This window comes from Nostoc sp. GT001, from assembly GCF_030382115.1.
Classification (GTDB): Bacteria; Cyanobacteriota; Cyanobacteriia; order Cyanobacteriales; family Nostocaceae; genus Nostoc.
Map to the genome: position 1 here is coordinate 3,262,703 of NZ_JAUDRJ010000003.1, position 18,257 is coordinate 3,280,959.

Consider the following 18,257-nt stretch of genomic DNA (forward strand, 5'->3'; position numbering starts at 1 on the left):
GTACAGAAAACTTTACTGAATTCTGACTCCTGACTCCTGACTTCTGACTTCTTCTTCATAAAGGTGGAATCTTTGCTAAAATGCCCTTTTTCATTGCTTCTGGACGCTCTGACCAAGGCAGTAAACCATCTGCTTTAGCGTAGTATTGACTAGCACATTCCAGTACGGCAGAGGCACTACCATCAACAGCTAAATCACCAAATAAATATGTTAATTTACCTTTGGCACTAAAGGCGACTACACAAGAACGATTACAAGCACTCATACATTCAACTTCCTGAATTGGGAATTGATCTCGTAAGTCCCAATCTTGTGCCAGCTGCTGAAGTTGGTGTAGAAGCTTTTCACCACCACTTTCACCTAAACGTTTTCCATTTTGCCAAACACTGGCACAGGTTTTGCAAACAAATAAAGTATGTTCGGCAACTTCCATTGGACTGGTTGGGGAAATATTTACAGTCGTAGTCATCTGTACCTCGCAGATATGTGAAACTAATAAATCGATTTCGGCGGGCATCCTGACTCACTCAACTTGAGATTTTCTTTAATCTCAAATTGGTTCACAGTTGCGGGACAGCGCCGGATTTGCACCGAACTTTCCCCGTTACCTCTGGTAGCTGACTCCCACCAGAACCGAATAACCTTATCGATCATACACTCGCAACAGCCAAGATCCCCGACTTATTGAAGAAGTCGGGGATCTCGTTTGTGCGCGTTTGATTCAGGATTGCTTATACTGGACGACAGCCAGATAAAATACTGTGCATTTTCACTACTTGTCCAATAACTGCGATCGCAGGCGCACTAAATCCAGTTTCCTCTACTTGTGTGACTATTGTTTCCAATGTCCCAATTAATTCTTCTTGTTCTGGGCGCGTACCCCAGCGCACCAAAGCAATGGGCGTTTCTAAATTCAACCCAGCAGTACTTAATTCTTCCACAATATAAGGCAGATTGTGAATTCCCATATAAATTACAATGGTTTCGGAACCGTGAGCGATCGCACTCCAATTCACTTGCGGTCTATACTTACCTGCCGCCTCATGTCCAGTGACAAATGTCACCGATGAACTATACAGCCGATGCGTTAAAGGAATACCTGAATATGCTGCTGCTGCAATTCCCGATGTGATACCTGGCACAACTTCCGTTGAGATTCCAGCGTTGACTAATTCTTCCATCTCTTCGCCACCGCGACCAAAAATAAAGGGATCGCCACCCTTTAACCGCACCACAATTGCATGATCCTGCGCTTTATCAATCAGCAATTGAGTTGTTTCTGACTGCAACAACGAATGTCTCCCCGCCCGTTTACCAGCATTAATTTGCTCGGCTTGGGGATTAATCATTGCCAGAATTGCCGGACTCACCAAGGCATCATAGATGACTACATCTGCACATTCCAATAAACCTTTCGCCTTCAGGGTAATTAATCCTGGATCTCCTGGCCCCGCACCTACTAAATAAACCTTTCCCAAATACTTGTTCTCCTGCTTTTCTGTGCGGTTCATCTCTGTGTTAAATCCCAAATTAGCTCGGCTAATTCTGCACTTGCTCCCAGTGGCTTGGCCAGTTGGAAATTCACCGCAGAAAATTGTAATTTTAGCTCCTCTATTGAGGTGGCGATCGCATCGGTTATTCCACCAGCGAATAAAAAGTATGGCAAAATTGCAATTTCCCGATAACCAGCAGTTACTAACTCTTTCACCCGTGATTCTAAACTAGGAGGCCCAGCCCAATAAGCAGTCACGGCTCCCAAACTCGCCGCCATTGCTTCCACAGTTTCTTGCGAACCTGGGCGACGGCTACCATGAGCTAAGAGAATCCATGCTTCTGCTTTGATAGCAGCTATTTGCTTTGCCAGCAATTTCTCTAAATTAGGATGAGAACCTAAATATGGTTGCAACTCAATGATGATATCTTGACCAGTAGCCTGTTGTGCGAGTGCTACTTCGGCAGGAATATCTGTCATCACATGCACTCCCGGCAATAGAAATAGCGGTATAATTTTGAGGCGATTCTCATTTTGAGACTGTGTGCAATCGCCAAAAGCGCTTTTAGCAAATTGTTTAATCTGCTCGTGTAAAGGTTGAGGACTCATTTCTAAAGCAGCGATGCCAACTAAATGTTCGCTTGGCAATTTCTGACATACCAGACTAGCTAGTTGCTGCATAGCAATTTCTGGGCGGCGATCGCGACTTCCATGAGATAATAATAGATAGGCAGATGACATCGGCAAAGCTTGAACTTTCAGTTACTATATCTTACTTAAGATTCAGCTTGGGTTCATAAGTACTCTGGTAATTATTGAAACTATTATCAATTACTAAACAGAATTAGGGGTTGCATATTTGCGGGATGATTTTACTATTTTTGTGGGATGGGCAACATGAGCGTCCCTTGTAGTTCCGGGCGGGCAGGATGCCCACCCCACAAGAATCATCCCTTAATTCAGCAACACCCAGAATTATTCTTAATCACTTTTACAGCGGAATTCAAGTTGTAAAGTACACAACTATTCGTTTCAAAAGCAGGTATAAAGCTTGTTTTTATTCTGTTAGCGCAGCCGATTCTGATTACTGAATTCTGCTGTATATTCTTCCCCTGCTGCTTACCTTATTGTTCTTCGGCAGTGTAAGTATAAAATTGATTAAAAGCTCCTACCGTTTCAAATTTGTATGAAGGTATCCAAGAGTTTATTTTTAAATCTGTACGGTAAACACTAAAAATAAGGAAATCTTGCCTTTCTGTAGTCTTGGCAATAATTTCTTGGATTTGCGGGCTAGCCGAGTCAACCAATTTATCACAATTAAAACGGATTAAATTTTCTATAATATTCGTAGTTTTTTTACATACATCGGTTTTTAAGTATTTTGTCAGGCGTTGAACTGCATATTCTTCATATTCAACTTGACCGGGATTGGTTTTCGCCATTGTCACACCCAAGGCGGCGAGACCTACTGCTGCTCCAGTATACGCAATGATGGTCAATGGTTTCATATTTGCCAAGTAAAATTCGTTGTAATCGTTAGATTCCAGAGACTCTAAATCAACTAAGTCCGTTCCTTGAACAAAAACTCTTGATCGATTGCCAAATTATTGCTATAATTCAAATTGTTGAATGGCGAGCGTAGCCAAGTGGTTAAGGCAGTGGTTTGTGGTACCACCATTCGTGGGTTCGATTCCCATCGTTCGCCCTATATAATTTTATATTGATATATATATATTCCTATATAAAGATAGGTTGTGGTTCTGAAGATTCATAACCATTACTTTAGCAATGATTTGTTGTATACGAGTTCATAGACTTGGAAGGGTTACAAACCTATAATGATTTATTACTTTATCTTATCAAGAAGTTGATGTATATAAGCAAATCTACTTTTTAGCAGCTTCTCTAGGAGACGGGCTATAGATAGAGAACCTGTTACTATGCTATCGGACTAAGCAGATGCTCTTACTTCTCTGGAGCCTGAGCTATTTATATTAAGAATTCCCGACTTCTCCAAGAAATCGGGAATTTGAGTGTCAGAAGTTTTTGAACGCACATTTAACTCTTAAAAAATGCCTAGAAGAATGATCAAAGTCAGCCCACAGAAGGCAAGTAAAGAAATAATCAGAATGTTGCCTATACTGTGGTCAGAAGGTGTTAACTTATCTGTATTGGTAGCCATATAAATCGACCCAATTTAAACAACCTTTGCCTAAATTATAACTATGGCAAATCAATATTAGTCTGCTTTTGAACAAAAATTTATTTTAATTCATTTAAGTTGAGCTAAATAGTTAAACTTCAGTAAAACTATTAACTTTTGTTTCAACTATTTAAAAAGAGATTAATGCCAAGACTATTACTTATTCCCAAAATTAATGCAAAACATGAATCATATTTTATTTTTGAAATTATTTACCTTATGTACAACAGATTTCAAGTTGGTGAGCTATACAAGCTATCAAAGCCTATTTTACCGGAATATTGGGTCTAAAGCCCCGTGCTTCTAACACAGCTTTAAAGTAATGAGTAATAAGTAATGAGTAATGAGTAGATGAAAAATGGGTATTTACTCATTACTTATTACTCATTACTTATTACTCATTACTTATTACTCATTACTTATTACTCATTACTTATTACTCATTACTTATTACTTATTACTTATTACTCATTACTCATTACTCATTACTCATTACTCATTACTCATTACTCATTACTCATTACTCATTACTCATTACTCATTACTCATTACTCATTACTCATTACTCATTACTCATTACTCATTACTCATTACTCATTACCCATTTTTCATCCACTCATTACTCATTACTCATTACTCATTACTCATTACTCATTACCCATTTTTCATCCACTCATTACTCATTACCCATTTTTCATCCACTCATTACTCATTACTCATTACTCATTACTCATTACTCATTACCCATTTTTCATCCACTCATTACTCATTACTCATTACTCATTACTCATTACTCATTACTCATTACTCATTACTCATTACCCATTTTTCATCCACTCATTACTCATTACTCATTACTCATTACTCATTACTCATTACTCATTACCCATTTTTCATCCACTCATTACTCATTACTCATTACTCATTACTCATTACTCCAGAATCACCGTGCGTTCACGGCGGTGAGGATGTCAATTCTGTTAGCGCAGCTTATTCTGATTATTATCAATTCTGAATTATGCTGTATGTGCCGCTCATCAAAATATACGCAAATCAATGATATAGTAAAGATTACATTAAGCAATTGAGGGCGTGATAATTTGTGCCCCAAATCTTATGATGGACTTATTTACTAACATCTATCAAAAGAAATAAAAATTGTATTCCTTTAGTGAGATCCAAAAATACTGAGTCATAGATACTTTAAGTAAAGTAGAACATGATTTAAGTGCCTGCTGAAAAGTTGATACTTGTAGGTACACAGGTAAATATAATTTATCTGTGTTGTTTCGTGTTTATATATGTCTAACAAAAGGTTGAGGCTTATTTGTCTCGCCTAGAAAGTTAACAATGCAAACATCGTCATTTAGTGGAGTTGCTATGTCTGAATTGCTTCAAGCAGTCTTAGATAGTGAAGAAAGAAGTGATTTACGTTCCTTTATTAGTGAATTACGCCAACAAGAAAAGAAGTACTTGCTACGGAACGACATACTCAATGTATATAGTGAGTATTGCTCCAAATCCCAGAAACCTGAAGGCTTTTACACTTCCTCGGAGTTAGGCAAACTCATTTACTATACTCAGGAAATTATTCAGGAAGACTCAAACTTCTGTTTCATCATCCGTTCTAAGATTGCCAGCCAAGAAGTTTATTGGTTGACATCAGACTTAAGCATTGAGCCGATGACGGTGCAGGATTTGTTGGATCTGCGCGATCGCTTGGTGGACAAATTTCATCCTAACGACGGCGGCTTGCTAGAATTGGATTTCGGCCCCTTTTATGACTACACCCCAGTCATCCGCGACCCCAAAAATATTGGTAAAGGGGTGCAATTCCTCAACCGCTATCTATCCAGCAAAATATTTCAAGATTCCAAACAATTGCTGGACAGCTTGTTGAATTTCTTGCGGCTGCACCACTACAACGGTGTGCAACTGCTAGTCAACGATCGCATTCAATCACAGCAGCAACTTTCTGAGCAAGTTAAGAAAGCTATCAGTTTTGTTAGTAATCGCCCCGCAGATGAACCCTACGAACAATTCCGCTTCCAATTGCAGTCAATGGGTTTTGAGCCGGGTTGGGGTAACACCGCAGCGCGAGTGCAGGAAACCCTAAATATTCTCGATGAATTGATTGATTCTGCCGATCCTCAAACCCTAGAAGCATTCATTTCTCGCATCCCGATGATTTTTAGAATCGTCTTGGTGTCAGCTCACGGTTGGTTTGGGCAAGAGGGAGTTTTAGGGCGTCCCGATACCGGCGGTCAGGTAGTTTACGTCCTTGACCAGGCAAAGAGCTTAGAGAAGCAGCTACAAGAAGATGTTCTGCTTGCGGGTTTAGAGAAATTGAATGTCGAGCCAAAGGTAATTATTCTCACCCGTTTGATTCCCAATAGTGATGGTACTCTTTGTAATCAACGGCTAGAAAAAGTCCACGGGACTGAAAATGCCTGGATTTTGCGAGTGCCTTTACGGGAATTTAACCCTAACATGACTCAAAACTGGATTTCTCGGTTTGAGTTTTGGCCTTATCTAGAAACTTTCGCCATTGATTCTGAAAGAGAACTACGGGCAGAATTTCACGGCACACCTGACTTAATAGTTGGAAACTATACTGATGGGAATTTAATAGCATTCTTGCTGGCGCGACGGCTGAAAGTTACTCAATGCAATGTTGCCCATGCTTTGGAAAAATCTAAATATTTGTTCAGTAACCTCTACTGGCAAGAATTAGAGGAGAAATATCATTTTTCCTTGCAATTCACAGCTGATTTGATTGCCATGAATGCTGCTAATTTTGTGATTAGCAGCACCTACCAAGAAATTGTCGGAACACCGGATAGTGTGGGACAGTACGAATCTTATAAGTGCTTCACCATGCCGGAGTTGTATCATGTTACCAATGGCATTGAATTATTTAGTCCCAAATTTAATGTTGTACCGCCGGGAGTAAACGAAAATAATTACTTCCCCTACACTCGAAATAAAGATCGGGTAGAGAGCGATCGCCAACGCCTTGCAGAAACCCTCTTTACTCTGGAAGATCCCACACAAATCTTTGGTAAACTCGACGATCCTAACAAGCGTCCTCTCTTCTCAATGGCGCGTCTCGACCACATCAAAAACCTCACAGGTTTAGCTGAATGTTATGGTCAAAGTAAAGAATTACAAGAGCATTGCAACTTAATTTTGGTAGCCGGTAAATTACGCGTCGAAGAATCAGGCGACAACGAAGAACGCGACGAAATTATCAAACTCTACCAAATAATTGACCAGTACAATCTCCACGGAAAGATTCGTTGGCTGGGTGTGCGCCTCTCCAAAACTGATTCCGGTGAAATTTATCGAGTCATTGCCGATCATCAGGGAATTTTTGTACAACCAGCTTTATTTGAAGCTTTTGGCTTGACAATTTTAGAAGCAATGGTTTCAGGATTACCGACTTTCGCCACACAGTTTGGTGGGCCATTAGAGATTATTCAAGATAAGGTGAATGGATTTTTAATTAACCCAACAAATTTAGAGGAGACAGCCAGCAAAATTGTGGATTTCATCACAAAATGCGAACAAAATCCTAACTATTGGAGTGAAATTTCCCAGCGAGGAATTGACCGAGTTTACAGCACCTATACTTGGAAAATTCACACTAGCAAGCTGTTATCATTAGCACGGATTTATGGCTTCTGGAACTTTACCTCAAAGGAAAATCGGGAAGATTTATTGCGCTATATTGAGGCTTTGTTCTATTTAATTTACAAGCCAAGAGCGCAACAGCTATTAGAGCAGCATCAGTACCGATAATAAGTTAGAAGGGATAAGCTGTTCCATATTTAACTCAATACGCTTGGTTTAAGAATTTTTGATATGTAGAGACGTTGCAATACAACGTCTCTAAAAAGGATTGCGGGCTTAACTAAACCGTATAGTAAGGATATTTAAATTACTGTGGACAAAAATCTTTATTTATATATTAATCGAATAATATCATGTCCGCATAATTAGTTATGATTCCCAGAGTCATTGCACCCCACCCCCAGCCCCTCCCCGCTCTTCGGGAGGGGAGACAAAGCGCAGCTTTGGCGGGGTGGGGTTCTTGGGGTTTAGTAAGTAATCAAGCGGACATGATATAAGAAGAATTTACCTTTTGATTAGTGTTCCAGATCCGAAAGCAATGTCTACGATGGGCTACGCCTACGGAGAAGATATTGTCAACAAGCAAGATTTCATGCGGATATATGAGAAATTTTTGATAAAATGTGCTGATCCTAGCTAGATGAGCTAAATCACAATTACTATTAAGGTCTATTTGTGAAATAAGCAGTCCAAAAGCTTAAAAATCAGGAAACCATTCCATGAGCGATCTGACCAGTGACAGCCAACTATCAAGGATTGTTTTGAAAGGCTTTAAGTCTATTGCTGAATGTGACCTTAAGCTTTTGAAACTAAACGTACTTATTGGATGTAATGGTGCAGGTAAATCTAACTTCATAGGCTTCTTTCGCATGGTTCAGCAGATGCTTGAGAGGAATCTGCAAGTTTTGGTAAGCCGCCAGGGTGGCCCCGATGCGATCTTGCATTTTGGCCGTAAAACAACTGAGCAACTAGAGATTGAGCTTTATTTTGGAAACAACGGGTACTTCGCTACTCTTGAACCAACTCAAGACAACCGTCTAATGTTTTCCAAAGAATCTTTTTGGTGGAATATGAGCGGTGAGCGTGAAATCGGTAGTGGTCATTTTGAGAGTAAGGCTTTACGAGGCAGTGGCACAAGAATTGACAAGTACATATTACCCACCATGCGGCAGTGGCGGGTTTATCATTTCCATGATACAAGCGACAGCGCTTATGTGAAGCAACCACACAAGATTAATGATAATGTTTACTTGCGTTCTGATGCGCGTAATCTTGCAGCTTTCCTATATTTGTTAAGTGAAAATTATTCGGAATCTTATCGGCGAATTGTCAAAACAATTCGACTTGTTGCTCCTTTCTTTGGTGATTTTTATCTACGTCATTCTCCACAAAACAATGAGGTGATCGAGTTGGAATGGGTCGAGCAAGGTCAAGATATTCCGTTTAAAGCTCATCTTCTTTCGGATGGAACACTTCGTTTTATATGCCTGGCCACTGTCTTTTTGCAACCTACTTCCCTTCAGCCCGAAACGATTTTGGTTGATGAACCTGAGCTAGGTCTTCACCCGTATGCAATTACTGTTCTTGCATCGTTAATGCGTTCCGCTGCAAAAGAAAAACAAGTTATTGTTTCAACTCAGTCGGTTGAACTGCTCAATGAATTTAGGGCGAAAGATGTAATTGTTGTAGATCGCGATCGTGGTAAATCATCCCTCCGAAGATTGAATGAGGATGATTTACACGAGTGGCTTGAAGACTACAGCTTAGGAGAACTGTGGAAGAAGAACATCCTTGGCGGGAGACCTTCACGATGATCCGAATACACGTTTTTGTAGAAGGACAGACGGAAGAAACTTTTGTAAAAGAAGTACTCTGCGAACATCTTCAGCGAAAAGAGATATATCTCAACCCCATTCTTGTGCGAACTAGCTCAACAAATAAGGGTGGTGTAGTGAGCTATGCAAAGATCAAGCCGCAATTAAATCGTAAATGCCTTGAGGATGTTTCGGCGTTCGTCACTACGATGTTTGATTTATATCGATTGCCAAATGATTTTCCAGGAAGCAGTTCTCTGCCTAGTACGAATGACCCATTTCAGAAAGCTGAATATCTTGAGCAGCAAATGAGCGCAGATATTAAACACCAAAATTTTCTCCCCAATTTACTGGTTCATGAGTTTGAGGGACTCCTGTACAGCAATCCACAAGCTTTTCTCGCATGGTTTGACCAAAGTATAGTAGATAGTCTACAGGCAGAGCGTGACTTATTCCTTTCACCTGAACATATTAATGAAGGCCCGACAACAGCCCCATCTAAACGAATTATTAGATGTTGCCTTGGATATGAAAAGCCATTACATGGCTCCTTGATTGCAATGGATATTGGGTTGGATACAATACGTCAGCAATGCCAGCATTTCAATCAATGGTTAATGCGTCTTGAAAAGATCAACGGTAGTAATGGCTAAAGAAAATATATTGCCCTCAAAAGACAGTAAAAATGTTATTTGTGTTCTCCATATTTTAGAAAGTTTTCAGCATTATTACTAATTTACAAAAGTGATTTTTTCTGAGATTTCCATAAATGAATCAGGAATTATGAATAATACGAAGTTTCATAACTCCTAACTTCTAACTAAATTGTTAGCGCACTCCAAGTTCGTTGACCAACTACTCCATCTACACCTAAATTTTGCTGATTTTGAAAGGCTTTGACAGCAGTCTCTGTTAGTGCGCCAAAAATCCCATCTACTCTCACAGCATAACCGTTAGTCACTAATAACTGTTGTAAGGCTCTGACAGCAATACCAGAACTACCAAAATAAAGAGTCGGTAGAGGTTGGCTACTAAACTTCTGGAACCTTCCTGTAGCCTTTGTACGGACTTTACCTCCAGACTGAAAAGACTTCTTAGGCTTACCTAAGTTAGAAGAAATTAGTCCCAGATTCTTTTTGCTAATTTTCTGAAGTATGTGTTCTTTTTCTGGTTTCAGCGCTGAGAGAGAAGCCTGAGAAATCTCATCTGTCTGCATAAATTCAGGTGGCGTAACTTTAGCCGCTATCTCTAACTGACTCTGTTTTGACTGGTTTACGTCATTTTCCATTTGCAATAATTGCTGCTGTGGCAAATTGACCCCAGATGCTTGTCTTATTGTTAATACGCCCGTCATCATCAGGCCAATTTCATTCATTTTAGTTTATTTTATTTCAAGCAATTTTTTTTAACCAACAACATTATTCTTGTCCGGGATAGTACATACTGACCAAATAAAAAAGTCATGTACTAATTTTTCTAGATAATATTTTTATGTTCATATTTGCTCACCTCCGATTCCATTTAATCAGATTAATATCATTAATCAAGCCATCAAGTAATCAGACCTACTATCTAAATCAATGGGTTAGACAATAACATACTATACGATCGCCAGGGAATGCCATCAAACAAATTTACCTTTTAGTTAAGGATTATTGGTCTTTGAAGACGCGATTTATCGCGTCTCTACAATAAGGGTTTTGGGTTTATCTGAACTGTATTGCAACTTATGTCGCTCTTTCAAGCTATTCTCGAAAAGCGCACACTTTCACCTCAAAAGAATGAAACCGCACAACCTTGTTGCACGGTATGGAATTTGAGTTAAAGTTTAGATACCACATAAAAAATCACACAGGGGCACTGAACATAATGTTTGTGCAATTCTCTTGTCTAATCTGTGTTAATTTTTATATCATTTTGAAACTTTGAGAAAGAATGCACCTTAACCAAAAAGCGTGTAGGCGTAGGCCGCCCTTAGATATCGCTGAGTACTCTCAGTTGTGGATATTGAAAAACTTTTTACCTTTTTTCATCTCGCCACAAAGCAATACCGCCTAATAAACCAGTGATATTGGGGATGAGTTTGACATTTAACGGTAGCTGGAAATTGACTTTCACAGCTTCACCACCGCCAATGTAAAGGTAGTCATAATTAAACAGATGTTGCAAAGATGCGATCGCTTTTTCTAAACGCCTATTCCATCTTTTCTCACCAATTTTTTCTAACTCTGCACGCCCCAACTGCTGCTCAAAAGTCTCTCCTTTGCGAAACGGGTGATGCCCCATTTCCATATTCGGTACCAGCTTACCATCCACAAATAAAGCCGAACCAAAGCCTGTACCCAGAGTAATAACTAATTCAACACCTTTACCTGCGATCGCACCAAATCCCTGCATATCTGCATCATTAATCACCCGTACAGGCTTGTTTAAGTGTTTTAATAATGCTGTTTCCAAATCAAATCCGATCCAATCTGGATGTAAGTTTACCGCTGTTTCCGTAACTCCACACCGCACCACACCGGGAAAACCGACCGAAACGCGATGAAATTCACCTTGAGCGGCAGCTAAAACTACAATTGCATTAATTACAACCTCCGGTGTCGCAGGTTGCGGTGTATCTAAACGCGCCCTTTCCGTTACAGGATGCCCCGTAATATCCAAAACCATCGCCTTAACGCCACTACCGCCAATATCAACCGATAGGGTACGAATTGATCCATTTTCTTCAACCATTGAGTTACANTCCTTGTTAATGCTTGTTATTTCGTTATTATGCTCTGCTGCATTTGATAATATCTTGGATATTTGGAGAGTCTTTATATTGGTGGGGAAATGGGGAAGCAGCACTTCTCTACGAGAGGCTGCACTTCGACTACGCTCAGTAACCAAGAAGAAGTTGCAGTAAATTTTTCCCCTCTGCCCCCCTGCCCCTCTGCTCCCCTGCTCCCCTGCTCCCCTGCTCCCCTGCCCCTCTGCTCTCCTGCCCCCTGCCTCTTTACCCTATACCCAAAGTTAAAAATCCCATACATTCAATGCCGGACAGCATCTAGATTTGTTAATCTAAGAATAATAGAGATAGTACTGGCGTAGCTGCTTAAAATCTATCGGGCAGCAAATTTCTATTAAAAGTAATATAAGAGAAAGAATTATGACGGCGTTTGAACCTCAAAGCATCCGCTCGTATAGCCAAGAAGATGTCCAACAAATTCTGCACTTAGCGATCGCTCGTCAAGCAGATGATAAAGACACAGAATTTTCTTATGAGCATATATTAGAAATTGCTGCTGAGTTAGAAATTTCACCTGAGTCTTTAAAATTAGCAGAACGTGATTGGGTTGCACAACAGGGGCAACTCCAACAACGAAAAGCTTTTGACGCTTATCGCATCAGAAGATTTCAGAAACGCCTAAGCAAATATGCAATTTCCACTGGCTTTTTTATACTGCTTGATTTAATCACAGGTGGCGGAATTTCTTGGTCGCTGTACATTTTGCTATTCTGCGGATTGCCTGTAGCGCTTGATGTCTGGAATACCTTTCAAATCAAAGGTGAAGAGTATGAAATGGCATTCCAAAAGTGGAGTCGTAACCATCAGATTAAGAAAACCATCAGCACAGTTTTGAATAAGTGGTTTAAGGTATTACAGGCTTAATCAAAACTTTCCCTAACCCTAACCCATCTCTACTTAATTCCCCCCAGAAACGCCTACTGTGTAAACCGTAGCCAGAAACGGGGGGAATGTTTACGCTCGAACTAACTAGATACTGAATTAGCCGCCTCGGAAACCTTCTCGGCTGGTGGAAAGCCACCCATACGAATCTCAGAAGTGAAGGAAGTGATACTAAATCCACCAAAACTCTTAAGGACGTTTACCCGCATTCGTAAATTGGGGCTAGCAAACCACAGGCGTTCCTCTGAGAAGATGGTTTCATCCTCTGTAGTTAGGATTAAAGCACCATCACTGTCAAATTTATAGCGTCCGGGAACTGGAGTTTTATTGGCATCAACTATTTCTCTCAGTAAACTGCCTTGAGCCGGATTATCCGCATCAGGTACCGAAACTAACACAGTTGAACCAGTGTGTTTTGCTTGATCCTTCTCCATTGTGCCGTTCCAGGTAATTTTGGTAGCACAGGAAGCAAAACTAGGATTAATGTTGTAACTTTGACACAGCTTGACTGCTTCTGGATGATCTAATGCCAGCGCCTCAATGATAATATCTGACTTGCTATGTTCCGATTGGTTAAAAGCCAAATGTTGACTAGTACGATGAGAAAACCATTTACCAGTACTTAACTGAAAAAACTCTTCAATATTCATGAATGAAATTACCCTGCATCAAAATGCTAAAATTCCCACTTAATTATTATTAAAAGGTAACAGGAGGCTTTAATATTAAGCTTGATTGCCTATTTCCTCAAGCTTCTTGAGGCCAATTCTAGCTGCCTCAGCAACGTTGAAATGATTGTCTTTTTCCAGGTATTTTAAAGCTGAGACACTCTTGGGAGTGGGAAGATTTCCCAAGGCTTCTGCCAAACGCTGCCTGACTAACCAATCATCTGATTGGGCGAAACGCAGGATTTTATCTACAGATTCGATGTCTTTAATTTCTCCCAGTGCAGAGATTGCAGCTTGTTGTAACACGACTTCTTTGCTATCCAATGCCTGAAGAAGAATTTGACGGGCACGAGGATCTTTAATATTACCTAGAGAAACAGCTGCACTAAATCGCACTAGCCAATCAGTATCTTCATAAAATGCCCGTGAAAGCACCTCAAAGGCTCTGGCATCACCCAAATATCCTAAAGCACCAGCGGCATCAGCGCGTATACCATAATCGGGGTCATTTTCGAGAATTTTTACCAAAATAGAATAACATTCTGGCGTTGGCTTGATTCCCAAAGCAAATATTGCCATTGATCGCAGTTGCAAAGATTCGTCATCTAGTACCTTTTTAATCAAAGGGACTGCATCTTCAGGGGAAACATGACGCAGATTAGCAAGGGCTACCATGCGATCGCGTAAATTCGGACTTTCTAACTGAGTAGAAATTTCTTGTAAGCTTAGAGCTGCCATTTAGTTCAAAGCGTTTTCTTTACTTATCTTAATTTACTCGATCTGTTCATCAGGCTGTCGCCATCGTGAAGTAGGAGTTTGGCGACTTTACAAAATGGCTCAATTATGAGTGAAGAATAAACAAATGTTACTTACCGTGAGAATATATATTGAATTTAGCAGTAATTAAGGGATAATCTTCAAAGCTTCAGTCGCTTGTTTTTTGTTGAATGTAGATGTAGGGCGATCGCACCTTGTCGTCAAAAATCGCACTTTTCCCTCAAACATAGCTTTGTGTCCACCCTCTTACGCTAAAGTTGCATAAGAACGTGCATCTAAAGCCAGGAGGAAAGAGTTGTGAAAGCAGTCTTGATGACAGCAGCTGGCAGTCCCGAAGTTCTGCAAGTACAGGATGTGCCAAACCCCGCTGTTCCTGTCGGGAATACTGAACTTTTAGTGCGTTTGGTGGCGGCTGGCATTAACCCCATTGACACTAAACTTCGTAGTCGAGGCAGTTTCTACCCCGATCGCACGCCGACAATTTTAGGATGTGATGGTGCAGGTATTGTTGAAGCAGTGGGTGCTGGTGTTCAGCGTTTTCGCGCAGGTGATGAAGTATATTTTTGCTATGGTGGCTTGGGCGCACACCAAGGAAATTACGCTGAATATACCGTTGTGGATGAGCGGTTTGTGGCACGTAAACCCGCCTCTATCTCCTTTGCCGAAGCAGCAGCAGCGCCTTTAGTATTAATCACCGCCTGGGAAGCTTTATATGAACGGGGACGATTAGAACCTGGAGATCGGGTTTTGATTCATGCCGGTGCTGGTGGTGTCGGACATGTAGCAATTCAATTGGCGAAACTCAAAGGTGCTACTGTTTCCACCACCGTGGGTTCTGAGGAAAAAGCTAATTTCGTCAAAGAACTCGGTGCCGATAATGTAATTTTTTACAAACAAACAGACTTTGTGCAAGCGGTATTAGATTGGACTGGTGGCGAAGGTGTAGACTTGGCTTTTGATACCGTAGGCGGCGAAACCTTTCACAAAACCTTCCCCGCAGTGCGAGTCTATGGCGATATTGTTACCATTCTCGAACCAGATGCCAATACTGTTTGGAAAACTGCTAGAATTCGCAACCTCCGCATCGGTTTAGAATTCATGTTGGCACCAGCATTGCTAGGATTACAAGATAGTCTCCACCATCATGCAGAAATTCTCGAACAATCTGCCACCTGGATCGATGAAGGCAAATTAAAAATCCATGTCAGTCACAAATTTCCCTTAAAAGAAGCAGCTAAAGCCCACCAATTAATTGAAAGTGGGTCTGTGGCAGGTAAAATTGTTCTGCTGATTAGCGACGAATTTGCATAATTTATCTTTTAAACGCATAGGCGCTTCTCTACGAGACGCTACGCGAACGCCTTCCCGCAGGGTAGGTACGCAGAGGTTAAACGCAAAGGTACACAAAGGAGTTTCTCTGCGTACCTCTGCGCTTCCCTTAGCGTTCCTTTGCGTTTTACTTCTCCTCCTCCCCCTACCAGCTTCGGCAGCACAAACACAACTAGAACGCACACCCTTAACCCTAGAATTATTACAAGAACGACTACGCACACCGACACTCCGCGAAGGTAATTTAACTATCGATTTGCAGAAGATGGCGATCGATTTGCGCCCAGAAAACGCCAGCTTCCGTGATACTTTTTACCAACTACTGCGAAAAGAACTTGGAACAAAACCTCTAGGTTTAGACCTCAGCTATGCTTTGATTCTGGGGGATTTTGTCGGCAGCGATTTGGGTTTAAGAACACCATTGTATGCAAAAGCGATGTCTGGCGACAAGCCGCGAGGCGTCTACGCACCCATTTTCACTGCTACCGAACAAGAAAAACTAGAACGTTTGCGCTTCGTTTGTCTAGAGTCACTCGCCATCGCTTTACCCAACTCCAAAGATTGTCGATCGCTTCTAGGAACAGAGTCAACCCCAGCCAGTGAAATCGCCGTCTTTCGTGGTGTCTTAACACTGGTGCAAACTCGCTTCAATGGCGAAGTGAAGTTCTCCAATACATTTTTTCTTCAGTCTGTGGATGCCCAAGGTGCAACTTTTCTTCAACCCACTAACTGGACTGAAACGAGATTTGCTCGTCCTGTTAGTTTCACCAGTGCTAACTTCCAGCAACCAAGCAATTTTCAGGGCAGTATATTTTTTGAGAAAGCTAACTTTAAAAAAATTAAATTTCGGGAACTGGCTGATTTTCAAGGTAGTATCTTTGAGACAACTGCCAACTTTAACCAAGCAACTTTTAAACAGTTGGCTAAATTTAGTAGTGTCCAATGGCAAGGAAATGCTGATTTTTCTGAAGTGGATTTTGCCAATCAAGCCCAGTTTACTAAAGCAGATTTTAATCAGTTCCTCCTTTTAACAGAAGCGACTTTCGAGCAATCTGTAAGCTTCCGAGAAGCGGAGTTTAACCAATTGGTAAATCTGCAAGGTGCAAATATTCTGAACCTTGCAGATTTTAGTGATGCCAGGTTTGCTAAGGAGGCTTGTTTAAGCGTATCTGGTTTAACTTTTAACTCTAACCAAGCGAAAATTTTAGGTAATCCCGGTGAGATTGGTAAGATGTTCTGCATCCCAACATTACAAGGTAATCAAAACATCTTGCGGAATTTGGGGCAAAATTTCCGTCAGCAGCAGCAAGTTGCCGATGCTAATGAACTGGAATACACAAAACAACGACTGCGATTAATCGAATTTGGCCATCGTTTGACGGCTACAAATATTAATAGTGCAACTGTTGCCAGTTTGATTAATCTGGGTTTTTCTGCAACTCAAGCCCAAGCGATCGCCCAGCGTCGTCTGGTAAAATCCTTTCGCAACAGTAGTGAGTTACTCACCATAGCAGACATCGATTTAGAAAAATATACCAAACTAAGCGATCGCTTAATTGTTGGCGAAACCCTTTCTATAGTTGGGTGGTTGCTGCAAGCTTGGAGTTGGTTGGCGTTGAGTGTATTGTTATTGTTGAGTGGCTATGGGACAAATTTTTGGTTAGTGTTTGGCGTAGGAGGATTAGCGATCGCTTATTTCGGCTTACTATTTTGGCTAGTGGATCGCTACCGTCGGCTGCATCCCGTACCAATTATTCCCACATCCTACGAAACCATTTCGATATTAGTCAGTTTTAGCATTTTAGAATTCTTCAGCTTACTAGCGATCTTTCGCAATGCTGAACAACCTTGGCTGACATTGGGATGTCTTTTCATAATTATTGTCCCCGTCCCAATGGCTTTATTGATCCGACTTTACCAACAAGGTCGTTATCATGACTTAATGGACGTTTCTTACTTTACAGAAGACGGCACATTTCGCCAGTTACGATTATTGATTGGGCGTTTGCCAGTCATACCAAGGAATCAGACGTTTCGTGAACGATATATGCCCTTGTTGTGCGATCGCCGTTGGAACTGGCTCAACTACTATGATTTTAGTCTCAACAACTTAGTTAAATTAGGATTTAATGATATTCGCCTGCGAGATGAACATTTACCAGGTATTATCTCTGCACTTGCTTGGTATCAATGGAGTTTGGGTTTAATTTACATTACGCTAGTTTTGTGGACACTTTCTCGCACAATTCCGGGATTGAATTTGCTGATTTATCTGAAGTAATCTCTGCACTTCGTAGTGGTGCTAATATTATGCAACGTATTCCAGAGTGCCAGGAACCGTGCTATTTATTGTTATCAGTCTGGCAGTATTACATCAGATAAAAGTGATAGAACATCGGTTAAATGCAAATTAATTAAATACCTAAAAATTTGGCAAATTTACCCAAACATTGTTCATTGCAATATAATATTTAACCAAATTTAATTTTGACTATACAAACATATCAGTTAACTTTTTAAATCATTGTCTAAAAATATCTACAAGTTTGATAAATTCATCAAAATATTTTTCATTGCCCTTCAAAATTAAATCACATAGATTGTAAGTGTAAGTAGCATTGATTAAAAATCGATTATCTCCACTTAACCAAGATAATCAAATAATCTA

At 40.6% G+C, this 18,257-nt stretch carries 14 protein-coding genes, 1 tRNA gene and 1 riboswitch; of the genes, 7 read left to right on the top strand and 8 right to left on the bottom strand.

Going from position 1 to position 18,257, the window contains the following annotated elements:
• Nucleotides 1-55: 55 nt before the first annotated feature.
• The 4 genes from QUD05_RS16985 to QUD05_RS17000 form a co-directional block, all read right to left on the bottom strand.
• Nucleotides 56-469: a DUF1636 family protein gene (locus tag QUD05_RS16985; protein WP_289799988.1), complete on the bottom strand. Its 414-nt coding sequence runs from the start codon at nt 467-469 to the stop codon at nt 56-58.
• A gap of 22 nt (nt 470-491) precedes the next feature.
• Nucleotides 492-653: riboswitch (cobalamin riboswitch) on the bottom strand.
• Nucleotides 654-731: 78 nt separating this feature from the next.
• A complete protein-coding gene (cobA, locus tag QUD05_RS16990) occupies nt 732-1,511 on the bottom strand; it encodes a uroporphyrinogen-III C-methyltransferase (protein ID WP_289797098.1) in 780 nt (259 codons plus the stop codon).
• Nucleotides 1,508-2,233 carry a sirohydrochlorin chelatase gene (locus tag QUD05_RS16995; protein ID WP_289797099.1) on the bottom strand — a complete coding sequence of 242 codons (726 nt, stop codon included), beginning with the start codon at nt 2,231-2,233 and terminating at the stop codon, nt 1,508-1,510. The genes cobA and QUD05_RS16995 overlap by 4 nt, the downstream gene beginning before the upstream one ends.
• Nucleotides 2,234-2,616: 383 nt before the next feature.
• Nucleotides 2,617-3,000: a DUF4359 domain-containing protein gene (locus tag QUD05_RS17000; protein WP_289797100.1), complete on the bottom strand. Its 384-nt coding sequence runs from the start codon at nt 2,998-3,000 to the stop codon at nt 2,617-2,619.
• A gap of 124 nt (nt 3,001-3,124) precedes the next feature.
• Between QUD05_RS17000 and QUD05_RS17005 the strand changes: the two genes are divergently transcribed.
• The 4 genes from QUD05_RS17005 to QUD05_RS17020 all read left to right on the top strand — a co-directional run bounded on the left by QUD05_RS17005 (nt 3,125) and on the right by QUD05_RS17020 (nt 9,795).
• A tRNA-His gene (locus QUD05_RS17005) sits at nt 3,125-3,197 on the top strand.
• A gap of 1,878 nt (nt 3,198-5,075) precedes the next feature.
• Complete coding sequence (locus QUD05_RS17010) at nt 5,076-7,496, top strand: sucrose synthase (RefSeq protein WP_289797101.1); 2,421 nt, start codon at nt 5,076-5,078, stop codon at nt 7,494-7,496.
• A 551-nt stretch (nt 7,497-8,047) separates the two neighbouring features.
• Entirely contained in the window at nt 8,048-9,142 is a 1,095-nt protein-coding gene (locus QUD05_RS17015) for an AAA family ATPase (protein WP_289797102.1), read from the top strand.
• Complete coding sequence (locus QUD05_RS17020) at nt 9,139-9,795, top strand: DUF4276 family protein (protein ID WP_289797103.1); 657 nt, start codon at nt 9,139-9,141, stop codon at nt 9,793-9,795. The genes QUD05_RS17015 and QUD05_RS17020 overlap by 4 nt, the downstream gene beginning before the upstream one ends.
• A 167-nt stretch (nt 9,796-9,962) precedes the next feature.
• Here QUD05_RS17020 and QUD05_RS17025 read toward each other — a convergent pair whose 3' ends face one another.
• Entirely contained in the window at nt 9,963-10,517 is a 555-nt protein-coding gene (locus QUD05_RS17025; protein ID WP_289797104.1) for a peptidoglycan-binding domain-containing protein, read from the bottom strand.
• Between the two features lie 644 nt (nt 10,518-11,161).
• Nucleotides 11,162-11,878, bottom strand: a complete 717-nt coding sequence (locus tag QUD05_RS17030; protein ID WP_289797105.1) for an ROK family protein — start codon at nt 11,876-11,878, stop codon at nt 11,162-11,164.
• A 415-nt stretch (nt 11,879-12,293) separates the two neighbouring features.
• On the opposite strand from QUD05_RS17030, the gene QUD05_RS17035 reads away from it, so the two are divergent.
• Nucleotides 12,294-12,797: a 2TM domain-containing protein gene (locus tag QUD05_RS17035; RefSeq protein WP_289797106.1), complete on the top strand. Its 504-nt coding sequence runs from the start codon at nt 12,294-12,296 to the stop codon at nt 12,795-12,797.
• 101 nt (nt 12,798-12,898) lie between these two features.
• Here QUD05_RS17035 and QUD05_RS17040 read toward each other — a convergent pair whose 3' ends face one another.
• Both QUD05_RS17040 and QUD05_RS17045 read right to left on the bottom strand, forming a co-directional pair.
• The gene (locus QUD05_RS17040; RefSeq protein ID WP_289797107.1) at nt 12,899-13,465 is read right to left on the bottom strand and encodes a phycobiliprotein lyase; all 567 of its coding nucleotides are present in this window, start codon (nt 13,463-13,465) and stop codon (nt 12,899-12,901) included.
• A 75-nt stretch (nt 13,466-13,540) separates the two neighbouring features.
• The gene (locus QUD05_RS17045) at nt 13,541-14,221 is read right to left on the bottom strand and encodes a HEAT repeat domain-containing protein (RefSeq protein ID WP_289797108.1); all 681 of its coding nucleotides are present in this window, start codon (nt 14,219-14,221) and stop codon (nt 13,541-13,543) included.
• 336 nt (nt 14,222-14,557) lie between these two features.
• Here QUD05_RS17045 and QUD05_RS17050 point away from each other — a divergent pair, with 336 nt between their 5' ends.
• Together QUD05_RS17050 and QUD05_RS17055 are read left to right on the top strand one after the other, a co-directional pair.
• The gene (locus QUD05_RS17050; RefSeq protein WP_289797109.1) at nt 14,558-15,571 is read left to right on the top strand and encodes a zinc-dependent alcohol dehydrogenase family protein; all 1,014 of its coding nucleotides are present in this window, start codon (nt 14,558-14,560) and stop codon (nt 15,569-15,571) included.
• A gap of 283 nt (nt 15,572-15,854) precedes the next feature.
• A complete protein-coding gene (locus QUD05_RS17055; RefSeq protein ID WP_289799989.1) occupies nt 15,855-17,870 on the top strand; it encodes a pentapeptide repeat-containing protein in 2,016 nt (671 codons plus the stop codon).
• Nucleotides 17,871-18,257 lie beyond the last annotated feature (387 nt).

Bases quoted from the DNA above. Each gene is read 5' to 3' on its own strand.
- QUD05_RS16985 (WP_289799988.1), bottom strand. From the start codon at position 469: ATGACTACGACTGTAAATATTTCCCCAACCAGTCCAATGGAAGTTGCC.
- cobA (WP_289797098.1), bottom strand. From the start codon at position 1,511: ATGAACCGCACAGAAAAGCAGGAGAACAAGTATTTGGGAAAGGTTTAT.
- QUD05_RS16995 (WP_289797099.1), bottom strand. From the start codon at position 2,233: ATGTCATCTGCCTATCTATTATTATCTCATGGAAGTCGCGATCGCCGC.
- QUD05_RS17000 (WP_289797100.1), bottom strand. From the start codon at position 3,000: ATGAAACCATTGACCATCATTGCGTATACTGGAGCAGCAGTAGGTCTC.
- QUD05_RS17010 (WP_289797101.1), top strand. From the start codon at position 5,076: ATGTCTGAATTGCTTCAAGCAGTCTTAGATAGTGAAGAAAGAAGTGAT.
- QUD05_RS17015 (WP_289797102.1), top strand. From the start codon at position 8,048: ATGAGCGATCTGACCAGTGACAGCCAACTATCAAGGATTGTTTTGAAA.
- QUD05_RS17020 (WP_289797103.1), top strand. From the start codon at position 9,139: ATGATCCGAATACACGTTTTTGTAGAAGGACAGACGGAAGAAACTTTT.
- QUD05_RS17025 (WP_289797104.1), bottom strand. From the start codon at position 10,517: ATGAATGAAATTGGCCTGATGATGACGGGCGTATTAACAATAAGACAA.
- QUD05_RS17030 (WP_289797105.1), bottom strand. From the start codon at position 11,878: ATGGTTGAAGAAAATGGATCAATTCGTACCCTATCGGTTGATATTGGC.
- QUD05_RS17035 (WP_289797106.1), top strand. From the start codon at position 12,294: ATGACGGCGTTTGAACCTCAAAGCATCCGCTCGTATAGCCAAGAAGAT.
- QUD05_RS17040 (WP_289797107.1), bottom strand. From the start codon at position 13,465: ATGAATATTGAAGAGTTTTTTCAGTTAAGTACTGGTAAATGGTTTTCT.
- QUD05_RS17045 (WP_289797108.1), bottom strand. From the start codon at position 14,221: ATGGCAGCTCTAAGCTTACAAGAAATTTCTACTCAGTTAGAAAGTCCG.
- QUD05_RS17055 (WP_289799989.1), top strand. From the start codon at position 15,855: ATGGCGATCGATTTGCGCCCAGAAAACGCCAGCTTCCGTGATACTTTT.